The 16,751-nt window shown below is 60.0% G+C and carries 14 protein-coding genes; 7 read left to right on the forward strand and 7 right to left on the reverse strand.

Annotated elements, in window-relative coordinates; translation table 11 throughout:
* Positions 1–6: 6 nt before the first annotated feature.
* Positions 7–1,383, forward strand: a complete 1,377-nt coding sequence (locus tag BM346_RS14635) for an AmpG family muropeptide MFS transporter (RefSeq protein WP_227662992.1) — start codon at positions 7–9, stop codon at positions 1,381–1,383.
* On the opposite strand, the gene BM346_RS14640 is transcribed toward BM346_RS14635, so the two are convergent.
* Together BM346_RS14640 and BM346_RS14645 are read right to left on the reverse strand one after the other, a co-directional pair.
* Entirely contained in the window at positions 1,340–1,648 is a 309-nt protein-coding gene (locus tag BM346_RS14640; RefSeq protein ID WP_092014714.1) for an MGMT family protein, read from the reverse strand. The two genes, BM346_RS14635 and BM346_RS14640, sit on opposite strands and share 44 nt — an antisense overlap.
* Positions 1,649–1,900: 252 nt before the next feature.
* Positions 1,901–2,662: an SDR family oxidoreductase gene (locus BM346_RS14645; protein WP_092014716.1), complete on the reverse strand. Its 762-nt coding sequence runs from the start codon at positions 2,660–2,662 to the stop codon at positions 1,901–1,903.
* 297 nt (positions 2,663–2,959) lie between these two features.
* Between BM346_RS14645 and BM346_RS14650 the strand changes: the two genes are divergently transcribed.
* From BM346_RS14650 to gspD, 6 genes are all read left to right on the forward strand, one after another.
* Positions 2,960–3,469, forward strand: a complete 510-nt coding sequence (locus BM346_RS14650; protein ID WP_092014719.1) for an FxsA family protein — start codon at positions 2,960–2,962, stop codon at positions 3,467–3,469.
* Positions 3,470–3,631: 162 nt separating this feature from the next.
* Positions 3,632–3,922 carry a co-chaperone GroES gene (gene groES / locus BM346_RS14655; RefSeq protein WP_092014722.1) on the forward strand — a complete coding sequence of 97 codons (291 nt, stop codon included), beginning with the start codon at positions 3,632–3,634 and terminating at the stop codon, positions 3,920–3,922.
* A gap of 88 nt (positions 3,923–4,010) precedes the next feature.
* Complete coding sequence (groL, locus tag BM346_RS14660) at positions 4,011–5,663, forward strand: chaperonin GroEL (protein WP_092014724.1); 1,653 nt, start codon at positions 4,011–4,013, stop codon at positions 5,661–5,663.
* 222 nt (positions 5,664–5,885) lie between these two features.
* Positions 5,886–6,680 carry a type II secretion system protein N gene (gspN, locus tag BM346_RS14665; RefSeq protein WP_092014727.1) on the forward strand — a complete coding sequence of 265 codons (795 nt, stop codon included), beginning with the start codon at positions 5,886–5,888 and terminating at the stop codon, positions 6,678–6,680.
* On the forward strand, positions 6,680–7,537 hold the full coding sequence (locus BM346_RS14670; protein ID WP_092014730.1) for a type II secretion system protein N: 858 nt from the start codon (positions 6,680–6,682) through the stop codon (positions 7,535–7,537). Before gspN ends, BM346_RS14670 begins: the two co-directional genes overlap by 1 nt.
* Before the next feature lie 104 nt (positions 7,538–7,641).
* Positions 7,642–9,603, forward strand: coding sequence for a type II secretion system secretin GspD (gene gspD / locus BM346_RS14675; RefSeq protein WP_092014733.1), 1,962 nt, complete (start codon positions 7,642–7,644; stop codon positions 9,601–9,603).
* Between the two features lie 86 nt (positions 9,604–9,689).
* Here the strand turns inward: gspD and BM346_RS14680 are convergent, their stop codons facing one another.
* From BM346_RS14680 to BM346_RS14700, 5 genes are all read right to left on the reverse strand, one after another.
* Positions 9,690–11,618 carry a M48 family metallopeptidase gene (locus tag BM346_RS14680; RefSeq protein ID WP_092014735.1) on the reverse strand — a complete coding sequence of 643 codons (1,929 nt, stop codon included), beginning with the start codon at positions 11,616–11,618 and terminating at the stop codon, positions 9,690–9,692.
* Positions 11,619–11,796: 178 nt separating this feature from the next.
* A complete protein-coding gene (locus BM346_RS14685; RefSeq protein WP_092014738.1) occupies positions 11,797–12,384 on the reverse strand; it encodes a LemA family protein in 588 nt (195 codons plus the stop codon).
* A 23-nt stretch (positions 12,385–12,407) separates the two neighbouring features.
* Positions 12,408–14,462, reverse strand: a complete 2,055-nt coding sequence (locus tag BM346_RS14690; protein ID WP_227662991.1) for a putative bifunctional diguanylate cyclase/phosphodiesterase — start codon at positions 14,460–14,462, stop codon at positions 12,408–12,410.
* A 374-nt stretch (positions 14,463–14,836) separates the two neighbouring features.
* Positions 14,837–15,415: a superoxide dismutase [Fe] gene (sodB, locus tag BM346_RS14695; protein WP_092014744.1), complete on the reverse strand. Its 579-nt coding sequence runs from the start codon at positions 15,413–15,415 to the stop codon at positions 14,837–14,839.
* Positions 15,416–15,638: 223 nt separating this feature from the next.
* Positions 15,639–16,751: a 5-(carboxyamino)imidazole ribonucleotide synthase gene (locus BM346_RS14700; RefSeq protein WP_092014747.1), complete on the reverse strand. Its 1,113-nt coding sequence runs from the start codon at positions 16,749–16,751 to the stop codon at positions 15,639–15,641.

Consider the following 16,751-nt stretch of genomic DNA (forward strand, 5'->3'; position numbering starts at 1 on the left):
GCCTGGGTGAAGGACACGCTCTATACCTTCACCCGCTGGCAGGTGGCAGCCCTGCTGTTCCTGGGCTTTTCCGCCGGCCTGCCATTCCTCCTGGTGTTCTCCACCCTGAACGCCCGCCTGGCGGACGTGGGGGTGCAGACCGCCACCATCGGCTTTTTCAGCTGGCTGGGCATTACCTACTCCATCAAGGTGTTCTGGGCGCCGATCGTGGATCGCCTCCGCTTGCCGGTGCTGGATCGCCTGTTGGGGAAACGGCGCAGCTGGATGCTGCTTGCCCAGGCCGGCATAGCCACGGGCCTGTATCTCATGGCGACGGTGGATCCGGTCGCCGCACCGGAGATGATGGCCCTTTGCGGGTTACTGGTGGCGTTTTCTTCAGCCACACAGGACGTGGCCATTGACGCCTACCGCATCGAAATTGCCGAAGACCGTCTGCAGGCGGCCCTGGCAGCCACCTACATTTTCGGATATCGAGTGGCGTTGCTGGTAGCCGGCGCGGGCGCCCTATATCTGGCGGAATTCTGGGGCTGGCAAGTCTCCTATCAGGTCATGGCGTTGTTGGTAGGTGTGGGTATGCTGACGGTACTGATCGTTCGGGAACCCCAGGTCAACCATTACGCCGCCGCTGCGGACATTGCCCATCGGGTCCAGCAGGAGGCTGGTAAGCGCGCCCACCTGCCGCCACGCCTGGCACGATTGATGGGCTGGTTCTCCGCCGCTGTGGTAGGGCCGTTCCTGGATTTCTTCCAGCGTTATCGTGAGCTGGCCATCCTCATTCTCATTACGGTTGCGGTCTACCGCATCTCCGATATCGCCATGGGGGTTATGGCCAACCCCTTCTACCTGGATTTCATGGGTTTCTCGAAGACCCAGGTGGCGGACGTCACCAAGATATTCGGCTTCTTCATGACCATTGCCGGCTCGATGCTGGGGGGGGTCATGGTGGTGCGCTATGGCGTGCGGCGAATCCTGGTACTGGGTGCGGTGATGACTGCGGCCACCAACCTGCTGTTTGTCTGGCTTGCCCAGATGCCCCCGGACATCGTCAGTCTGGCGCTGGTGGTCAGTGCCGACAACCTCAGTGGCGGCATTGCCAACGTGGCCCTCATCGCCTGGCTCTCCAGCATGACCAGTGCCGCATTCACGGCCACGCAGTACGCCCTGTTCAGCTCGCTGATGACGCTGCCGGGCAAGTTCCTGGGCGGGTTTTCGGGGATCGTGGTGGCGGACTTCGGTTACGCGGAATTTTTCCTGGTGGCCGGACTCATGGGCATACCGGCCATTCTGCTCTCCATGTACATGAAGAAAAACGGCGAGCGCCTGGACGCTCTCGCACCTGTCAGGGAGTCCAGCGAAAACGACCCATCGGAACCCGGCCGTTGATGACCTCTATACCTTCCTTCTCAAGGAGATTTTTTTGCCGGGCGAAGGCTTCCGAGCCCTGGGGAAAGGCGATCTGTCCATTGGTACGAATCACCCGGAACCAGGGCACCGAATGCCCGGCCGGCAACTTACCCAGCGCCCGGCCCACAAAGCGAGCCTGACGCCCAAGCCCCGCCATATCCGCCACCTGGCCATAGCTGACCACCCGACCCTCGGGAACGGCCAGCACCACCTGCCAGATTTTCTGCTCCCTGGTGGGTTCCATCGTCAAGACCTCTTTTCGCCGCGGAATCCGCGGAAGAACGCGGAAAAAGACAAAAGATATATTGGCCACGGAATCCACGGAAGGACACGGAAAAAAGAACCGGAAAAAAAGTACTTGGCTGCGGGTACCTCCCGGGTTCGAGGTTATCCGCCCCCATATTTTTTTGCTTTTCTTCCGTGTTTTCCGTGGATTCCGTGGCTAATCAGTCTTTTCTTTCCGCGTTCTTCCGCGGATTCCGCGGTGAAAAAATCCCTAGACCCGCAGGCCGCCATCCACGTCGATCACCCGGCCGGACAGGTAGTCGTTCTCGAAGATGAACGCCGCCGTCTGGCCGATTTCTTCCGGCTGGCCGAGGCGCTTGGCGGGAATGCCGGCGGCCATTTTTTCCAGGGCTTCCGGCTTCATGGAGGCGACCATGTCGGTGGCGATGAAGCCCGGGGCAATGCCCATGGCGCGGATATTGTGGCGGGCGAGTTCCTTGGCCCAGGTGACCACCAGTGCGGCTACTGCCGCCTTGGCGGCGGAATAGTTGGACTGGCCCATGTTGCCGTGGCGGGAGATGGAGCTGATGTTGATGATAACGCCCTCGTCGCCGTTCTCGATCATGCGGGTGGCGGCTTCGCGGCCGCACAGGAAGACGCCGGTCAGGTTCACGTCAATCACCGCCTGCCACTCGGCCAGGCTCATGCGCTTGTCCACCTTGCCTTCCTTTGCCTTCACCAGCATACCGTCCCTCAAGATGCCGGCGTTGTTGATCAGGCCGTTTAGCCGGCCAAAGTCGTTCTGGATGGCGGTGAAGGTGCTCTCCACCTCTTCTTCCCGGGCCACGTTGCACACGTAGGCCCGTGCTGTGCCGCCGGCATTCATGCAGGCCTGCACGGCTTCATCCAGCTTCTCCGGAACCAGATCGATCAGCGCCAGGTTGGCGCCGCGGGAAGCCAGGTGCTTCGCCATGGACAGGCCCAGACCCTGGCCACCGCCGGTTACTGCAATCACGGAATCTTGAAGTTTCATTATATGCCCTGATGTTATGGTTTTCGGGGTTGGCGAGTATACCAAAAGACTCGGTTTTGCCGCGGAATCCGCGGAAGCACGCGGAAAAAAAAGACTGATTCAGCCACGGAAACCACGAAAAACGCGGAAAAAGCGAAAGAAAATGAGTGGCGGATAACCTTAGGACTGGAACGTACCTGCAGCCAGTTTTTGTTTTTCATTCTTTTCTTCCGTGTCCTTCCGAGGATTCCGTGGCAAACCTTCTCTTTTCATTTCCGCGGATTCCGCGGCAAACCCATCATCACCAGGAGGCATCCTTTGCGGGTTTTTGTTGTTCTTTTCATTGTCATGCCCATTGTCGAGATGGCCGTGCTGATCAAGGTCGGCACCATGATCGGCGTGCTGCCAACCATTGGTCTTGTGGTGCTGACGGCCGTCATTGGCGCGGCGCTGCTCAAGCAGCAGGGGCTGGCAACCCTGACCCGCGCGAACCAGCGCCTCAACAGCGGTGAATTACCGGCACAGGAGGTTGCCGAAGGGCTGGTTCTGGCTGTCGGTGGGGCACTGTTGCTTACGCCCGGTTTTGTTACCGATACCATCGGCTTTCTGTGCCTGATCCCGGGATCACGGCACTGGCTGGTACACCAGGCCATGAAAAGGATGGTGGTCAGGGGCCAGGGCAATGCCTATTTCTTTACTTCCAGTGGGGCGGATCCGTTTGGCGGGCAGGGGCCTTTCAATCGCAGACCCGGTGCCGACGACGGCACCATTGAGGGGGAGTACCGGGACGAGACCGAGCGGGACCACGATCGCATCGAAAAAAAGTAAATTTTTTTTGCGGGCGCCGTTGAAAAGCCTCCGGCCACCCCCATTAAGGACACACAAGTTTGCTGAGAGACAGATAAACATCTGAAAAACAGATAGTTATCAGTCCCCGGCTTTTAACGCAACGTCATTGTCAAAGACAGTCTGACATTGGAGAAACAGAGAATGAAAATTCGTCCGCTTCACGACCGTGTTGTCGTACGCCGTAAGGAAGAAGAAGAGAAGACCGCTGGTGGCATCGTGCTGCCTGGCAACGCCAAGGAAAAGCCGTCTCAAGGCGAGGTAGTGGCTGTAGGTAACGGCCGGATTCTCGAGAACGGCGAAACCCGCGCCCTGGCGGTCAAGGAAGGTGATACGGTGGTTTTCGGCCAGTATGCCGGTAACACCGTCAAGATCGGCACTGAAGAGCTGCTGATCATGAGCGAGAACGAAATCTACGGTGTGCTTGAAGGCTGAAGCCTGTCGCAACCCGGATAACGCATTCAACCCGATTGTTTGCCAAGAACTTCAGGCAATTGGTTTAAACGAACAGGAATAGAGAACTATGGCAGCTAAAGACGTTAAATTCGGTGACAGTGCACGCAAGCGCATGGTTGCAGGCGTCAACATCCTGGCAGACGCCGTCAAGGTAACTCTGGGCCCGAAAGGCCGCAACGTGGTTCTGGACAAGTCCTTCGGTGCGCCGACCGTGACGAAGGACGGCGTGTCCGTCGCCAAGGAAATCGAGCTGAAAGACAAGTTCGAGAACATGGGCGCCCAGATGGTCAAGGAAGTTGCTTCCCAGGCCAACGACACCGCTGGTGACGGCACCACCACCGCCACCGTACTGGCTCAGTCCATCGTTAACGAGGGCATCAAGGCCGTTACCGCCGGCATGAACCCCATGGACCTGAAGCGTGGTATCGACAAGGGAACCGCGGAAGCCGTCAAGGCCATCCGCGAAATGGCCAAGCCCTGCGACGACAGCCGCAACATTGCCCAGGTTGGTACCATCTCCGCCAATGGTGACGAGGCCATCGGTCAGATCATTGCTGACGCGATGCAGAAAGTGGGTAAGGAAGGCGTTATCACCGTTGAGGAAGGCCGTGGCCTGGAAGACGAGCTGGAAGTGGTCGAAGGTATGCAGTTCGACCGCGGTTACCTCAGCCCGTACTTCATCAACAATCAGGAGAACATGTCTGCCGAGCTGGAAGACCCGTACATCCTGCTGGTGGACAAGAAGATCTCCAACATCCGTGAACTGCTGCCGGTTCTGGAAGCCGTCGCGAAAGCCGGCAAGCCGCTGCAGATTATCGCCGAAGACATCGAAGGCGAAGCGCTGGCTACCCTGGTGGTCAACAACATGCGCGGTATCGTCAAGGTCAACGCCGTCAAGGCGCCCGGTTTTGGCGATCGTCGCAAGGAGATGCTGCAGGATATCGCCATTCTCTCCGGCGGTACTGTGATCTCCGAGGAAGTTGGCCTGACCCTGGAAAACACCACCCTGGATGATCTGGGCACCGCCAAGCGTGTCAATGTCACCAAGGAAAACACCACTCTGATCGGCGGTGCCGGCGCCCAGGCTGATATCGAGGCCCGCGTCGAGCAGATCCGCAAGCAGATCGAGGACAGCAGCTCCGACTACGACAAGGAGAAGCTGCAGGAGCGTGTGGCCAAGCTGGCTGGCGGTGTTGCCGTCATCAAGGTGGGCGCTGGTTCCGAAGTGGAAATGAAAGAGAAGAAGGCCCGCGTTGAAGACGCGCTTCACTCCACTCGTGCCGCCGTTGAAGAAGGCATCGTACCGGGTGGTGGTGTGACCCTGATCCGCGCCATCGCGGCTCTGGACAAGGTGGACGCCATCAACGAAGAGCAGAAGGCCGGAGTCAACATCCTGCGTCGTGCCATGGAAGCTCCGTTGCGCCAGATCGTGTTCAATGCCGGCGGCGAGTCCTCCGTGGTTGTTGCCAAGGTTCGTGATGGCGAAGGTGCCTTCGGGTACAACGCTGCCACCGAGGAATATGGCGACATGCTGGAAATGGGCATCCTGGATCCCGCCAAGGTGACCCGTTCTGCTCTGCAGGCCGCGGCTTCCGTAGCCAGCCTGATTATCACCACCGAGGCAATGGTTGCCGACGAGCCGGAAGAAGCGGGCTCAGGCGGCGGTATGCCGGACATGGGTGGTATGGGCGGCATGGGAGGCATGGGCGGCATGATGTAATGCCGGCTCACGCCCTGTGATATGCGGCGGCAACAAGTCGCCGCAGGCCGTCACGAAACCCCATCCGGAGGCATCCGGGTGGGGTTTTTTGCATCCGGGTTTTTATTTTCGGCATCCCGTCACGTAGAATCCCGTGCCAAGGCGGAATTCCTGTGAAGCACTGTCACAACGTGGTTGCAGGTTCTTGGCATAATTGAGCTTTGTACTGGCGCCCGACTCCCGATGACCGACACCCCCAAGCGATCGTTTCTCCGCCCTGGCAAAATCATCCTGCTGCTCTTGCTGGCATTGCTGGCCTATGCCGTTGCGCTCGTGGTGTGGATGCCTGCGGGGTGGGTCTGGTCCCAGGCGGCCCCAAGGGTTCAGTTACCTCAGGGCGTGCAGGTGCAGCAGGTGTCCGGCTCGCTGTGGCAGGGGGCCGCGGGTCTTCGAATCCAGCAGCGCCCGGTGCGGATGACCTGGGCATTGTCATGGCCGGATCTGGTTGAGCTGAGACAGCCTCTGGATGTCACTCTGGAAACAGTCAGTTCCCGTGTCGCCGGCGATGTGATGCTGGGCTGGCCAGCCTCGGTCGCCGTGGATGCCACCGGGCGGATTCATGTGCCGGAGTTCGAGGCGATGATTCGTCAGGCCGGAGGAGCCCTGCTGGAAGGTGACGTGATTATTGACCGGCTGCGACTGTCGGCAACCGATTCAGGACTCCAGAGCGCCACCGGGAGTGCGCGCTGGCCAGGCGGGGAGGTCAGCTGGCCCATGGGGGACACCCGTCAGACCACCGTCTTCCCGCCCATGCAGGCAACCCTGACCGACAGTACCCGGGGTATCTTCCTGACGGTTTCGGAGCAGGGTAGGCCCGATCCGGCGGCTGATGCCACAATCACTTATAGCGGGATGATGGAAGTCAGGGTGTATAAACGAATGGTCGATCTGGCCGGGCAGCAATGGTCCACGTCGGCGGCGCCGGGCGATGTGATTTTCCAGGTGCAGCAGCCGCTGGTGCCGGGAGGCAGGTTCTGATGGGCCGTCGTGGAAAGAGCAGCGTGCCGGCCTGGATTCCCCGGTGGCTTGCCAATAGCCTGCTGATCGGCCTGGTGCTCTATCTGGCTCTCGGCGCGGCCTGGCTGACGTGGTTCCTGCTGTGGGAGGAAACTCCGGTGGCGTCTGTCTATGGCGCTCAGGGCGTTGGCAGCGGCCCCGATGCCGGCGTTCAGGCTCCCCTGGCCAGCTTTGAACTCTTTGGTCGCCCTGCAGGCAACCAGCCTGTCGCGGAAACGGTTCGACGCAATGCCCCGGAAACCCGCCTGAGATTGCGCCTTGAAGGCGTGCTGGTGGCGGAGAAGCCTGAGAACTCTGGTGCTATAGTGACAAGTGGTGGTAACACCACTGCCCATTATCGCGTGGGGGAGATGATTCCGGGTAATGCCGAGCTTGTGGAGGTGGAGCCCGGGCGTATACTGATCCGGCGCCAGGGAGCCTATGAATCCCTGACCTTCGAGGAAGATTACAGCGATGCCGGCCTGGCCGAGGCTGAACCGGCGGAGAATGCCGGTGAGCGGATGCCATCCACGGACGACTTCCTGGCCCAGGCGCAGGCCCGACTCGATAGTGAAGGTGCGAACGCGTTACTTGCATTTGGCCTCAGGCCGGTGGACGATGGCGGCTCACAGGGCTACGTCTTCGATGGTTCGAATGCCATGCTCCGGGCGGTGAATCTTCGTCAGGGGGATGTGATCACCGCCATCAATGGCTATCCGCTGGGAGACCTGGAGCAGGACCGGCAATTGCTTGAAACCCTGCGTTCGGAATCCCAGTTGCAGGTGGAAGTAGAGCGGGATGGCGCCCGCTTCACGGTGACTTATGCGTTACCGCAGTAGAGGAGCCGTCTATGGGTTCCTTAAGGAAAGACCAGGAGCCTGGCTCCGAAAGACAATCAGAAAGCCAACTCTGAGGCTTCATCGATACAGGACGCGATCGTTGCATGATTAAGCTCACCACACCGATTCTCCGGGCTCTGGTCCTGGCTCTGTTGCTGCCGCTGATGACTGTGGCCCAGGCCCAGGAAGGTACCTGGCGACTGAACCTCAAAGATGCGGATATCCGAGCCTTCGTCACCCAGGTGGCGGATATCACCGGCTACAGCTTCGTAGTGGATCCGAGGGTCAAGGGCAAGGTCACCGTCCTCTCCAGCGCCCCGATGAACAAGGAAGAGATCTACGACCTGTTTCTGGCGGTACTGCAGGTGCACGGGTTCACTGCCATCCCAGGTGAAGAGGTTATCAAGGTCATCCAGCAGGTGGATGCCAAGCAGAACGCCGAGGATCTCACCCGCTTCGAGAGAACGCCCAGTGAGCAACTGATCACCCGGGTGATCCCGGTGAACAACGCCAACGCCCTTGAACTGGTGCCTATCCTGAGGCCTTTGGTTGCGAAATACGGTCATCTTGCCGGCGTGGCGGCTGCCAATGCCCTGATTGTCAGTGATCACGCCAACAACATCCGCCGCATCGAAGAAATTGTCCGCGATCTGGACAGCCCCGCGGAATACGAGGTGGAGGTGATCCAGCTCCAGGAAGCCTGGGTCGGCGACATGGTTACTCTGCTGCAGGAACTGGCGCCGGATGAGCTTGGCCGTGGCGGTGGTGGTGATCCCGCTTCCCGCAAGTTCAGCGTTACCGCCGACGAGCGCAGTAACCGCCTGATTCTTCGAGGCGACAAGAATTTCCGTGACAAAATGCGAGGCCTGATCCGGCAGCTCGATCAGCCATCGGCTTCCGGTGGCACCACCAAGGTGGTTCGTCTTAGCCATGGAGACGCCAAGGGGATGGCTGAACTCCTGGAAGGGGTGATGGGTGAAGTGGTGCGCGAGGCCGAAGGAGTCGAAGGCGGCGGCAGCCAGCGCCGGAATTCCACTGGCTTCTCCGTGTTCGCGGATGAGGGTCTTAATGCCCTGGTATTGAGGGGCGAGCCTTCGATGATGCAGGAAGCCGAGATGATCATTTCCCAGCTGGATATCCGTCGGGCCCAGGTGATGATCGAGGCGGCCATCGTCGAGATCAATGACCAGCTTGGCACGGATCTGGGCATCCAGGTGGCGGCCGGGGATGAAGGCGGGTCGTCGACACCGGTCATCGGCACGAACTTCAACAACGTCGGCCGCAGTCTGGGTGACGTGATTACAGCCATCCTGGCGGAAAGTGCCCTGGCCCCGGCGATAGGCGGCATCACCATCGGCGCCGGCGAGCGCAACCGCGATGGCATTTCCTGGGGTGTGCTGTTGCAGGCGCTGTCGACTTCTGCCGCTGCAAACCTGCTGTCTACGCCGAGCATCATTACCCTGGACAACCAGGAGTCCGAGATCATCGTGGGCCAGAATGTTCCTTTCCGGACCGGGCAACAGGCCACCACCGGCGATGGTCTCAGCAATCCGTTTACCACCATCGAGCGCCGGGATATCGGTCTGACCCTGAAGGTCACCCCCAGCATCAGTGAAGACGGACTGGTCCGGCTGGTGGTGGAGCAGACCACGGAGGATGTGGCCGCAAGCGTCGAGAACGCCTCTGACATCGTCACCAACAAGCGTGAAATCAAGACCACGGTTCTGGCGGATGACGGCGAAACCATCGTGCTGGGGGGGCTGATCAAGGATAACCTGCGCATCAACAAGAGCAAGGTCCCCCTCCTGGGAGATATTCCCATTCTGGGCCGCCTGTTTTCGTCCGAGTCCGAGAGCCGGGAGAAGAGCAACCTGCTGGTCTTCCTGCGGCCGACGATAATGCTCGACAAGGCCAAGGCAATCGAGGTTACGGACGAGAAATACAGCGGGCTGTGGGATGTTAACCTGGGTGTTCGCAAGAAGCTGGGCCTGCCCGGCGAGAAAGAGCTGCCGCCCATCGAGAGCCTGTTCCAGGGCAAGAAAGTGGAAGGGGCGGTTACCAACTGAGGGAACGCATACACCACCCTCGGGGGCGAGGTACGCTGCCCTGAAAGGCCATCAATCATGGATTGATGGCCTTTTTTGTTTCTGTCTCAGCGGGTAACTGGTGGCAGCGGAACATCCAGCTGATCCGCGACCAGTCTGAGCAGTTCGTACTCCCGGACGCTGATCTGATCATCATGTGTTACACAGTCGGCACAGGCGTCCAGAACCGCTGGTTTGAGCATAGGTGACAGCTGGTTCAGTCGTTTCAGGCTTTCTCTCAGGTCCGCGATGGTGACCTTGCGCTCCAGTGAGACGGTCGCGGCCGTTCCGCCACTGACAAAGCTTGCCATGGTTTCCTGGTGGAGCCACGATGCCTCGTCTTCATGCCGGGTGCCGGCACGGGCCATCAGGCTGAACAGAGCGTTCAGGTCTTCCAGAACCTGCCGGTAGCTGCGATAGCGGACCGGAACAGCAGCGCCCGCGCCAGGGCCTAAATGGCGCTGGAGGAAACTGTGCAGGGCAAACTCGAACAGGCTGACGCGGCCGTCGGCCTGAGCCAGCGTGGCCACATAGCCAATCAGTGCCGACCGTTCCTTGGGATCGAGCTGGCGTAATGCCGGCATGGCCAGTTCCAGGGCCGGCAGACGCAAGACATCCCCCTCCCGCTTCAGGGTTGGTAGCAGTCGTTCCATCAACCTGGGTTCCGGCTGCAGGACCGCGGCCCCGGGGGGATTCCACAGGGCCTTGCTCCACTCCTCCGGAGCCAGATCCCGTGTCAGCAGCGCATACAGCAACTGAACCGCCCCGGTGCGGGTATAAAGCAGCTCGCGGGCGTTGGCCGGCAGCCTCGCCAGCAGGGAGACAGCGTAGTCCTCATCTGCCGGGTTGACGGTGCCGGCATGGGTCGAAGGCGCGGCCCCCCTGGCCGGACTGTGGACGGAGGCGGCGAAGCCGTTGGTCCCGGCAGGTGTCGCCGGGGACTCATGGTGCTGTTGCGGACGGGGTTGATCCCGCAGGCGACTGCGCAGGCGCGCGAGCATTCCGGGCTGGATCGCTTCGATGCGCTCGTCAATGGGTGGGTGGGAGCCAAGCAGGCGACTGAACGCCATTTTCGTGCTCTCTCCGAAACACATGTGGTTCATGTCGCTGGCGTGGCTGGTGCTTTGCAGGTATCCGGAGCTCTGGCCAATTTTGAAAAGGGCGCCGCCGATCCCGTCCGGGTTACGGGTGAACTGGACCGATGAGGCATCGGCCAGGCGTTCCCGTTCCCTGGATACGGCGGCCTGGATCAGCCGGCCGAAAAATACCCCTACATAGCCGATGACCGTCAGAGCAAGGCCGATCATCAGCATAACGGCCCGGCCGTTGTTCCGGTTGCGGGACCCTGACATGTAAACCCGACCGCTCGCCCCCCGCAGCAGGAAGAAGCCAATCTGGCCAATGGTGAGTATGCCGGCCAGCAGCGCGATCAGTCGCACGTTAATTCGCATATCGCCATTGAGGATGTGGCTGAACTCATGGGCCACCACGCCCTGGAGTTCGTCACGGGTCAGTTGGGTGAGGGCGCCATGGGTGACCACCATGACCGCTTCATTGGGGCTGTAGCCGGCGACAAAGGCGTTGATGGCCGACTCCTGGTCCATGACGTAGAGTTGCGGCACGGGAACGCCGCTGGCAATGGCCATTTCCTCCACCACATTGCGGAACCGGCGTTCCTCCAGGTCCTGACTGGATGGGTCCAGCTGCCGCGCACCCACCATGTTGGCCACGCGCTCACCACCGCCCGCCAGATCGAACCAGCGTATGGCCGAGCCCGCCACGATCAGGACCACGACGGTGCCGGTGGTGATCAGGCCGTGGTCGCTCAACATCCAGTCGTGGAAGCGAAGGCCAGTGCTTTCACTGCGGGTCACGAGGTAGCCGACCAGGCACACGGACAGGGCGATGAGGATGACCGCTGTGGAGAACAGGAACACAAGGAGCGTGGTATTGCGTTTGGCGAATGCCTGGCGTTCAAAGAATCCGGGTGCTGACATGTGTTTGAAACCGAGAGGGCTGGGGTTTCGGGCTCGGGTGAAGGGGCCGGCAGCCGATAGCGTCTTCCCGGACACGCCGTGAATACATCCATGTAGGCTCTTCAAAAACGTCCATGTTTTTGAAGGTCCGGAAAGACGCTATCGGCCCCCGGCCCCTAGAATCCGTGCAGCCCGCCGATTAAAAGCTTACCTTTGGGGCAGTCCTCGCCTCCGGCGACTCCAGCTGCAACTGCTCGGTCGGTTTGAAGCCGAACATGCCGGAGAGGACATTGTTGGGGAATTTTTCGCGAAAAATGTTGTAGCTCATCACGGCATCGTTGTACGCCTGGCGGGCGAAGGAAACGCGGTTTTCGGTGCTGGAGAGCTCTTCCATCAACTGCTGGACCGTCTCGTTTGCCTTCAGCTCAGGGTAGTTCTCGGAGACGGCATAGAAGTTTGCGAGGGCCTTGGTGAGCATGTTCTCGGCGCTGCCCAGCTTCTGGATCTTGCCGCCATCGGCAGGGTCGGCCGCCGCGTCTTTCTGGGCCCTTACGGCACCGTTTCGTGCTTCCATGACCTCGGAGAGGGTGTTGCGCTCATGGCTCATGTAAGCCTTGGCGGACTCCACAAGGTTGGGTATGAGGTCGTGGCGGCGTTGCAGCTGGACGTCGATCTGGGCGAACTGGTTCTTGAACTGGTTACGGTAGGAAACCAGCTTGTTGTAGATGGCAATCAGGTAGATGACAACGACGGCTATGACAGCCAGGCCGATCAGTGTTGTGGTCATGGGGCTTCCATTGAGTGGGTTAATCACCGGTTATAGTGCGTATTCTGCCCCTTTTCCTCAAGTTTGCTGTGGAAATCCGCCACAAAATCGGTAAAAGCCTCGGGTGTCAGGGGTCGACTGAAGTAAAAACCCTGGGCGAGCTGGCAGCCCCGCTGGCGCAGGTAAAACTCCTGTTCAGGTGTTTCCACGCCTTCGGCGATGACGGAGAGGTTGAGGCTTCTGCCCAGGTCGATGATGGTGTTGGCAATCCGGGTGTCGTCCTCATTAACCAGAAGGTCCTGTACAAACTGCTTGTCGATCTTCAGGTGTTGCACCGGCATGCGTTTGAGGTAGGTGAGTGAGGAATAGCCGGTTCCGAAATCATCCACCGCGATGCTGATGCCGGCACCATTCAGTTGCCGCAATTTGGCGACCGCATCTTCCAGGTTCTCCATGAATCCGGTCTCGGTAACTTCCAGCTCAAGGCGTCCCGGCGGTATCTCGTGGCGGCCCAGGGTGGCCAGAATAGTGCCAACAATGTCCGCCTGGCGTAACTGTATTGCCGAAAGGTTGACCGCCATGCGCATCGGCATACCCGCGGACGCCCAGCTCGCGGCCTGCCGGCAGGCTTCTTCCAGCACCCATTGGCCGATGGGAACAATGGTGCCGTTCAGCTCCGCAAGGGGAATGAACTGGTCCGGGGGTATCTGGCCCCGTTCCGGGTGGGTCCACCGAAGCAGTGCCTCAGCGCCGATGACGCGGTTGCTCTGCAGGCTGACCTGGGGCTGGTAGACCAGGTGGAATTCGCCGTTATCCAGGGCCTGGGACAGGTCTTTTTCCAGTTGCCTGCGGGCCCGTATTTCCTGGTCGATACTGGCCACATAGAAACGGCAATGGTTGCTGGCTTCCGCCTTGGCTAGGGTCATGGTCTGTTCGGCGTGCTGCAGCAGGTGGTCCGCGCGACCGGCGTCGGTTGGATACAGGGCCACACCGATGGTGGCGGTCACGCGCAGGGCGCTGGTGCCTGTCTTAACCGGCTCATTGAACAGGCTGAGCAGGGACTCGGCCATCTCGGCGGCTTCATACTGATCCTCCAGGGGGCTGGCGATGACCACGAACTGGTCGCTGCTCAGACGTCCTGCGAGGAGCCAGTGATGTCTGTCCTGCGTGGTCTGTTCACTAAGTCGCTCTGCCATTGCCTGCAGAATACCGTCACCGGTCTGGTAACCGAGTTGTTCATTGACGGACTTGAAATCATCGATGCCGCAACAGTACACCGCCAGGTAGCGGCTGTTCTGGTTACGCTCGTTCAGAGCCGTGGTCAGGGCGCTGAGAATGGTTTCCCGGCTGGGCAGCCCGGTAAGCTGATCATATCGGATCAGTCGATTGGCCCGTTCCTCGGCATCGCGGTGTTTGCGGTGACTCTCTTCTATCGCCACAAGCAGGTGGTTGGTACTTCTGACCCAGAGGTCCAGTTCGTCCCCCCGGTGCCCTTCAGGGCGTCGGAGTAGGTGTCTGTCGGGATGGGCAGGGTCCACTGTGGTGAGGGCGCGAACGATCCGCTGCAGCGGTTTGGTCAGCAGCCGGTGGATCACCATGAACAGTACCAGCCCTACGATCAGCGACCAGGCGACGCTCGCGAACAGCGTCACCACGGAGCGCTCCATCCAGGCAGCAGCAGCCGGTGCGGTGTCGTAGGTCACCGCGAGCCTGCCGTAGTCGATGGGAGCGGTGTCGGGGGCGAGCGAGCGCTGGAGATCCATGGAATACACTCGGGTGGCGCCGAAAATCCAGTCCGTCAGGCCGCGATAGCCGGCGTCTCCCAGTGGACGTTCCCGGCTTGCGAGTACGTCGCCGTTAGGGTGGGCGATGGCGGCACGGTGAACCTCCTGCTGTTCAAAAAGCCCGGCCACCACCTGTTCTCCCAGCGCCTCGTCCAGGCTGAATATGGCCCCGGTGGCCGCCTCCCCAACCAATGCCAGGGTTTGCTGCCCGTGGCGATCAAGTTCAGAGGAGACCCGCCCGGCATCGGAGGCGACTTGAATGAAGCTCAGGAGGATGCCGGCGGCGATCGCTATCGACAGCACCCAGCGCAACATTCGGTGGCCGAGCCGGCTATGAAGTTGGAGATCTTCCTGCATGAGTTCCGGTTTTGTTGTCCCGAATGTAGCGACCCATTTCCTGGGCTGCTACCTGTATTGAGGCTTTCTGGTGTCCCAACCATTTGACGACTTTCAGAGCCCCTCCATGCCCCACGGCCGTACAGGCGCCCTGACAATCGATTAACTTGTGCTAAGGGACACTTTGAGTATGGTCAAAATTCGCCGGATGTCATCATTGCAATGAGGATTGCCAGGCAGAGTGCCCGGCGCAACGGGTTTGAAGAGGGGATTTTCAGACAAAAAAACGCCCGCGAAAAGCGGGCGTTCTTATGGCGCCGGGTGGCCGGCGCCTGGGGATGCGAACGACCGGCTTACGCCAGGTTCTTGTTCACGAAGTCCCAGTTCACCAACTTCCAGAAGGCTTCCAGGTAGTTGGGGCGGCTGTTGCGGTAGTCGATGTAGTAGGCATGCTCCCACACGTCCGCTGTCAGAACGGCCTTGTCCGGGCCGGTCAGGGGGGTTTCGGCATTGCTGGTGTTCACAATGGCGACGGAGCCATCGGCTTTCTTCACCAGCCAGGTCCAGCCTGAACCAAAGTTCGCTACGGCCTTGTCGTTGAATTCTTTCTTGAAATCCTCGAACGAGCCGAAGGCTTTTTCGATGGCTTCTTTCGCGGCGCCGGTGGGCTCGCCGCCGCCGTCCGGGCTCATGCAGTCCCAGTAGAAGGTGTGGTTCCAGACCTGGGCGGCCTGGTTGAACAAGGTTCCGCTGGAACTCTTGATGATCTCTTCCAGGGACTTGTTGGCGTTATCCGTGCCTTCGATGAGGTCATTCAGCTTGGTCACGTAGGCGTTGTGATGCTTGCCGTAATGGTACTCAAGTGTCTCTTCGGAAATGTGGGGTTCCAGCGCGTTTTTTGCGTACGGAAGTGCGGGAAGTTCAAATGCCATGAGGTCGTTCTCCCTGGTTTCTCTCAGTATTTCAGGGGTCTCTCGGGACCCCCGATGAACAGTTATAGCGCATCGGCGTTACCGCCATGCCGCGCCACTTTGTCGCCTGTTGATTACTTCGCAACTTACAAGTATCGGGGCTGATTGATTTTTTTCAAGAGCCGGAGCGATATCCGCAAGAAATATCAGATATTACGGGCCGCTGGCGAGCCCGGATGACCCGTTACCGTGTCAGAGAACAGTCCAGCTCGGGGCTCCCGGGCAGAAACTGGGAAACGTTGCGGATCCGCCACTTGAGTTCTTCGTAGCTGTCGGCCAGGACGTTGACGTGACCCAGCTTTCGGCCGGGCCGTTCGCCCTTGGCGTAGAGATGAAGGTGCGCGTAGGGAAGCTCAAGAATGCGGTCGATGTCACCGTGTTCCGCAATGATGTTGACCATGCAGCTCACCCCACGTGCTCCAGTGTTTCCAAGGGGATGGCCCGAGATGGCGCGAATGTGGTTTTCGAACTGGCTGGTGAAGGCACCCTCCATGGTCCAGTGGCCGGAGTTATGAACCCGTGGCGCCATCTCGTTGGCGACGAGGCCCTCGGCGGTTTCAAACAGCTCCAGCGCCAGTACGCCAACGTAATCGAGCTCGTTGAGCAGGGCCTTGATGTACCTGCGAGCTTCCTCTTCCAGGTCGGCATTCAGTTCCGGCGCCGGTGCGATGGAGTAGCGGAGGATGCCCTGGTCATGGACATTTTCAGCCATCGGATAAAACGCCAGGTCGCCGTCGATGCCCCGTACCGCAATTATCGAGATCTCACGGCTGAATGCCACGAACTTCTCCACCATCAGATGCTGGTGGCCAATGGCCTCCCAGGCGGCCGCCGCCTCGTCCGGGGAGCGCAGAACTGCCTGGCCCTTGCCGTCATAGCCTTCTGTATTGGACTTTGCCACCACCGGACAGCCCAGTTCCTCCGCGACCGTCCTCAGCTGCTCGGCGCTGCTGGCCATGCGCCACTGGGGAGTAGGGATGCCCAGGTTGCCGAACAGCGTTTTTTCCGCCTGGCGATTCTGACAGACTTCCAGAGCCTTCGGTCCGGGATAGACCGGGTGGGATTCAGCGATCTTCTCCGCCACGGCCACCGGCAGATGCTCGAATTCGTAGGTGACACGGTCCACCCGTGACAGAAAGTCGTCCAGATACTTGCCGTCGCGGTCGATAATGATCTCCCCGAGGCCGGCACTGGGGCTGCCTGACAGGTCATAGAAAACAAAGGTCTTGGCCAGAGGGTATCCCGCCAGGGCCAACATCCGACCCAGTTGGCCGGCACCGAGAACACCAATTCTCAT

The organism is Marinobacter daqiaonensis (genome assembly GCF_900115285.1).
GTDB lineage: Bacteria > Pseudomonadota > Gammaproteobacteria > Pseudomonadales > Oleiphilaceae > Marinobacter > Marinobacter daqiaonensis.

What these genes read in the sequence shown, in the direction of transcription:
- BM346_RS14670 (WP_092014730.1), top strand. Translation starts at nt 6,680, where the DNA reads ATGGGCCGTCGTGGAAAGAGCAGCGTGCCGGCCTGGATTCCCCGGTGG.
- BM346_RS14685 (WP_092014738.1), bottom strand. Translation starts at nt 12,384, where the DNA reads ATGACCACAACACTGATCGGCCTGGCTGTCATAGCCGTCGTTGTCATC.
- BM346_RS14700 (WP_092014747.1), bottom strand. Translation starts at nt 16,751, where the DNA reads ATGAGAATTGGTGTTCTCGGTGCCGGCCAACTGGGTCGGATGTTGGCC.
- BM346_RS14645 (WP_092014716.1), bottom strand. Translation starts at nt 2,662, where the DNA reads ATGAAACTTCAAGATTCCGTGATTGCAGTAACCGGCGGTGGCCAGGGT.
- BM346_RS14680 (WP_092014735.1), bottom strand. Translation starts at nt 11,618, where the DNA reads ATGTCAGCACCCGGATTCTTTGAACGCCAGGCATTCGCCAAACGCAAT.
- BM346_RS14640 (WP_092014714.1), bottom strand. Translation starts at nt 1,648, where the DNA reads ATGGAACCCACCAGGGAGCAGAAAATCTGGCAGGTGGTGCTGGCCGTT.
- groES (WP_092014722.1), top strand. Translation starts at nt 3,632, where the DNA reads ATGAAAATTCGTCCGCTTCACGACCGTGTTGTCGTACGCCGTAAGGAA.
- BM346_RS14690 (WP_227662991.1), bottom strand. Translation starts at nt 14,462, where the DNA reads ATGTTGCGCTGGGTGCTGTCGATAGCGATCGCCGCCGGCATCCTCCTG.
- gspD (WP_092014733.1), top strand. Translation starts at nt 7,642, where the DNA reads ATGATTAAGCTCACCACACCGATTCTCCGGGCTCTGGTCCTGGCTCTG.
- groL (WP_092014724.1), top strand. Translation starts at nt 4,011, where the DNA reads ATGGCAGCTAAAGACGTTAAATTCGGTGACAGTGCACGCAAGCGCATG.
- gspN (WP_092014727.1), top strand. Translation starts at nt 5,886, where the DNA reads ATGACCGACACCCCCAAGCGATCGTTTCTCCGCCCTGGCAAAATCATC.
- sodB (WP_092014744.1), bottom strand. Translation starts at nt 15,415, where the DNA reads ATGGCATTTGAACTTCCCGCACTTCCGTACGCAAAAAACGCGCTGGAA.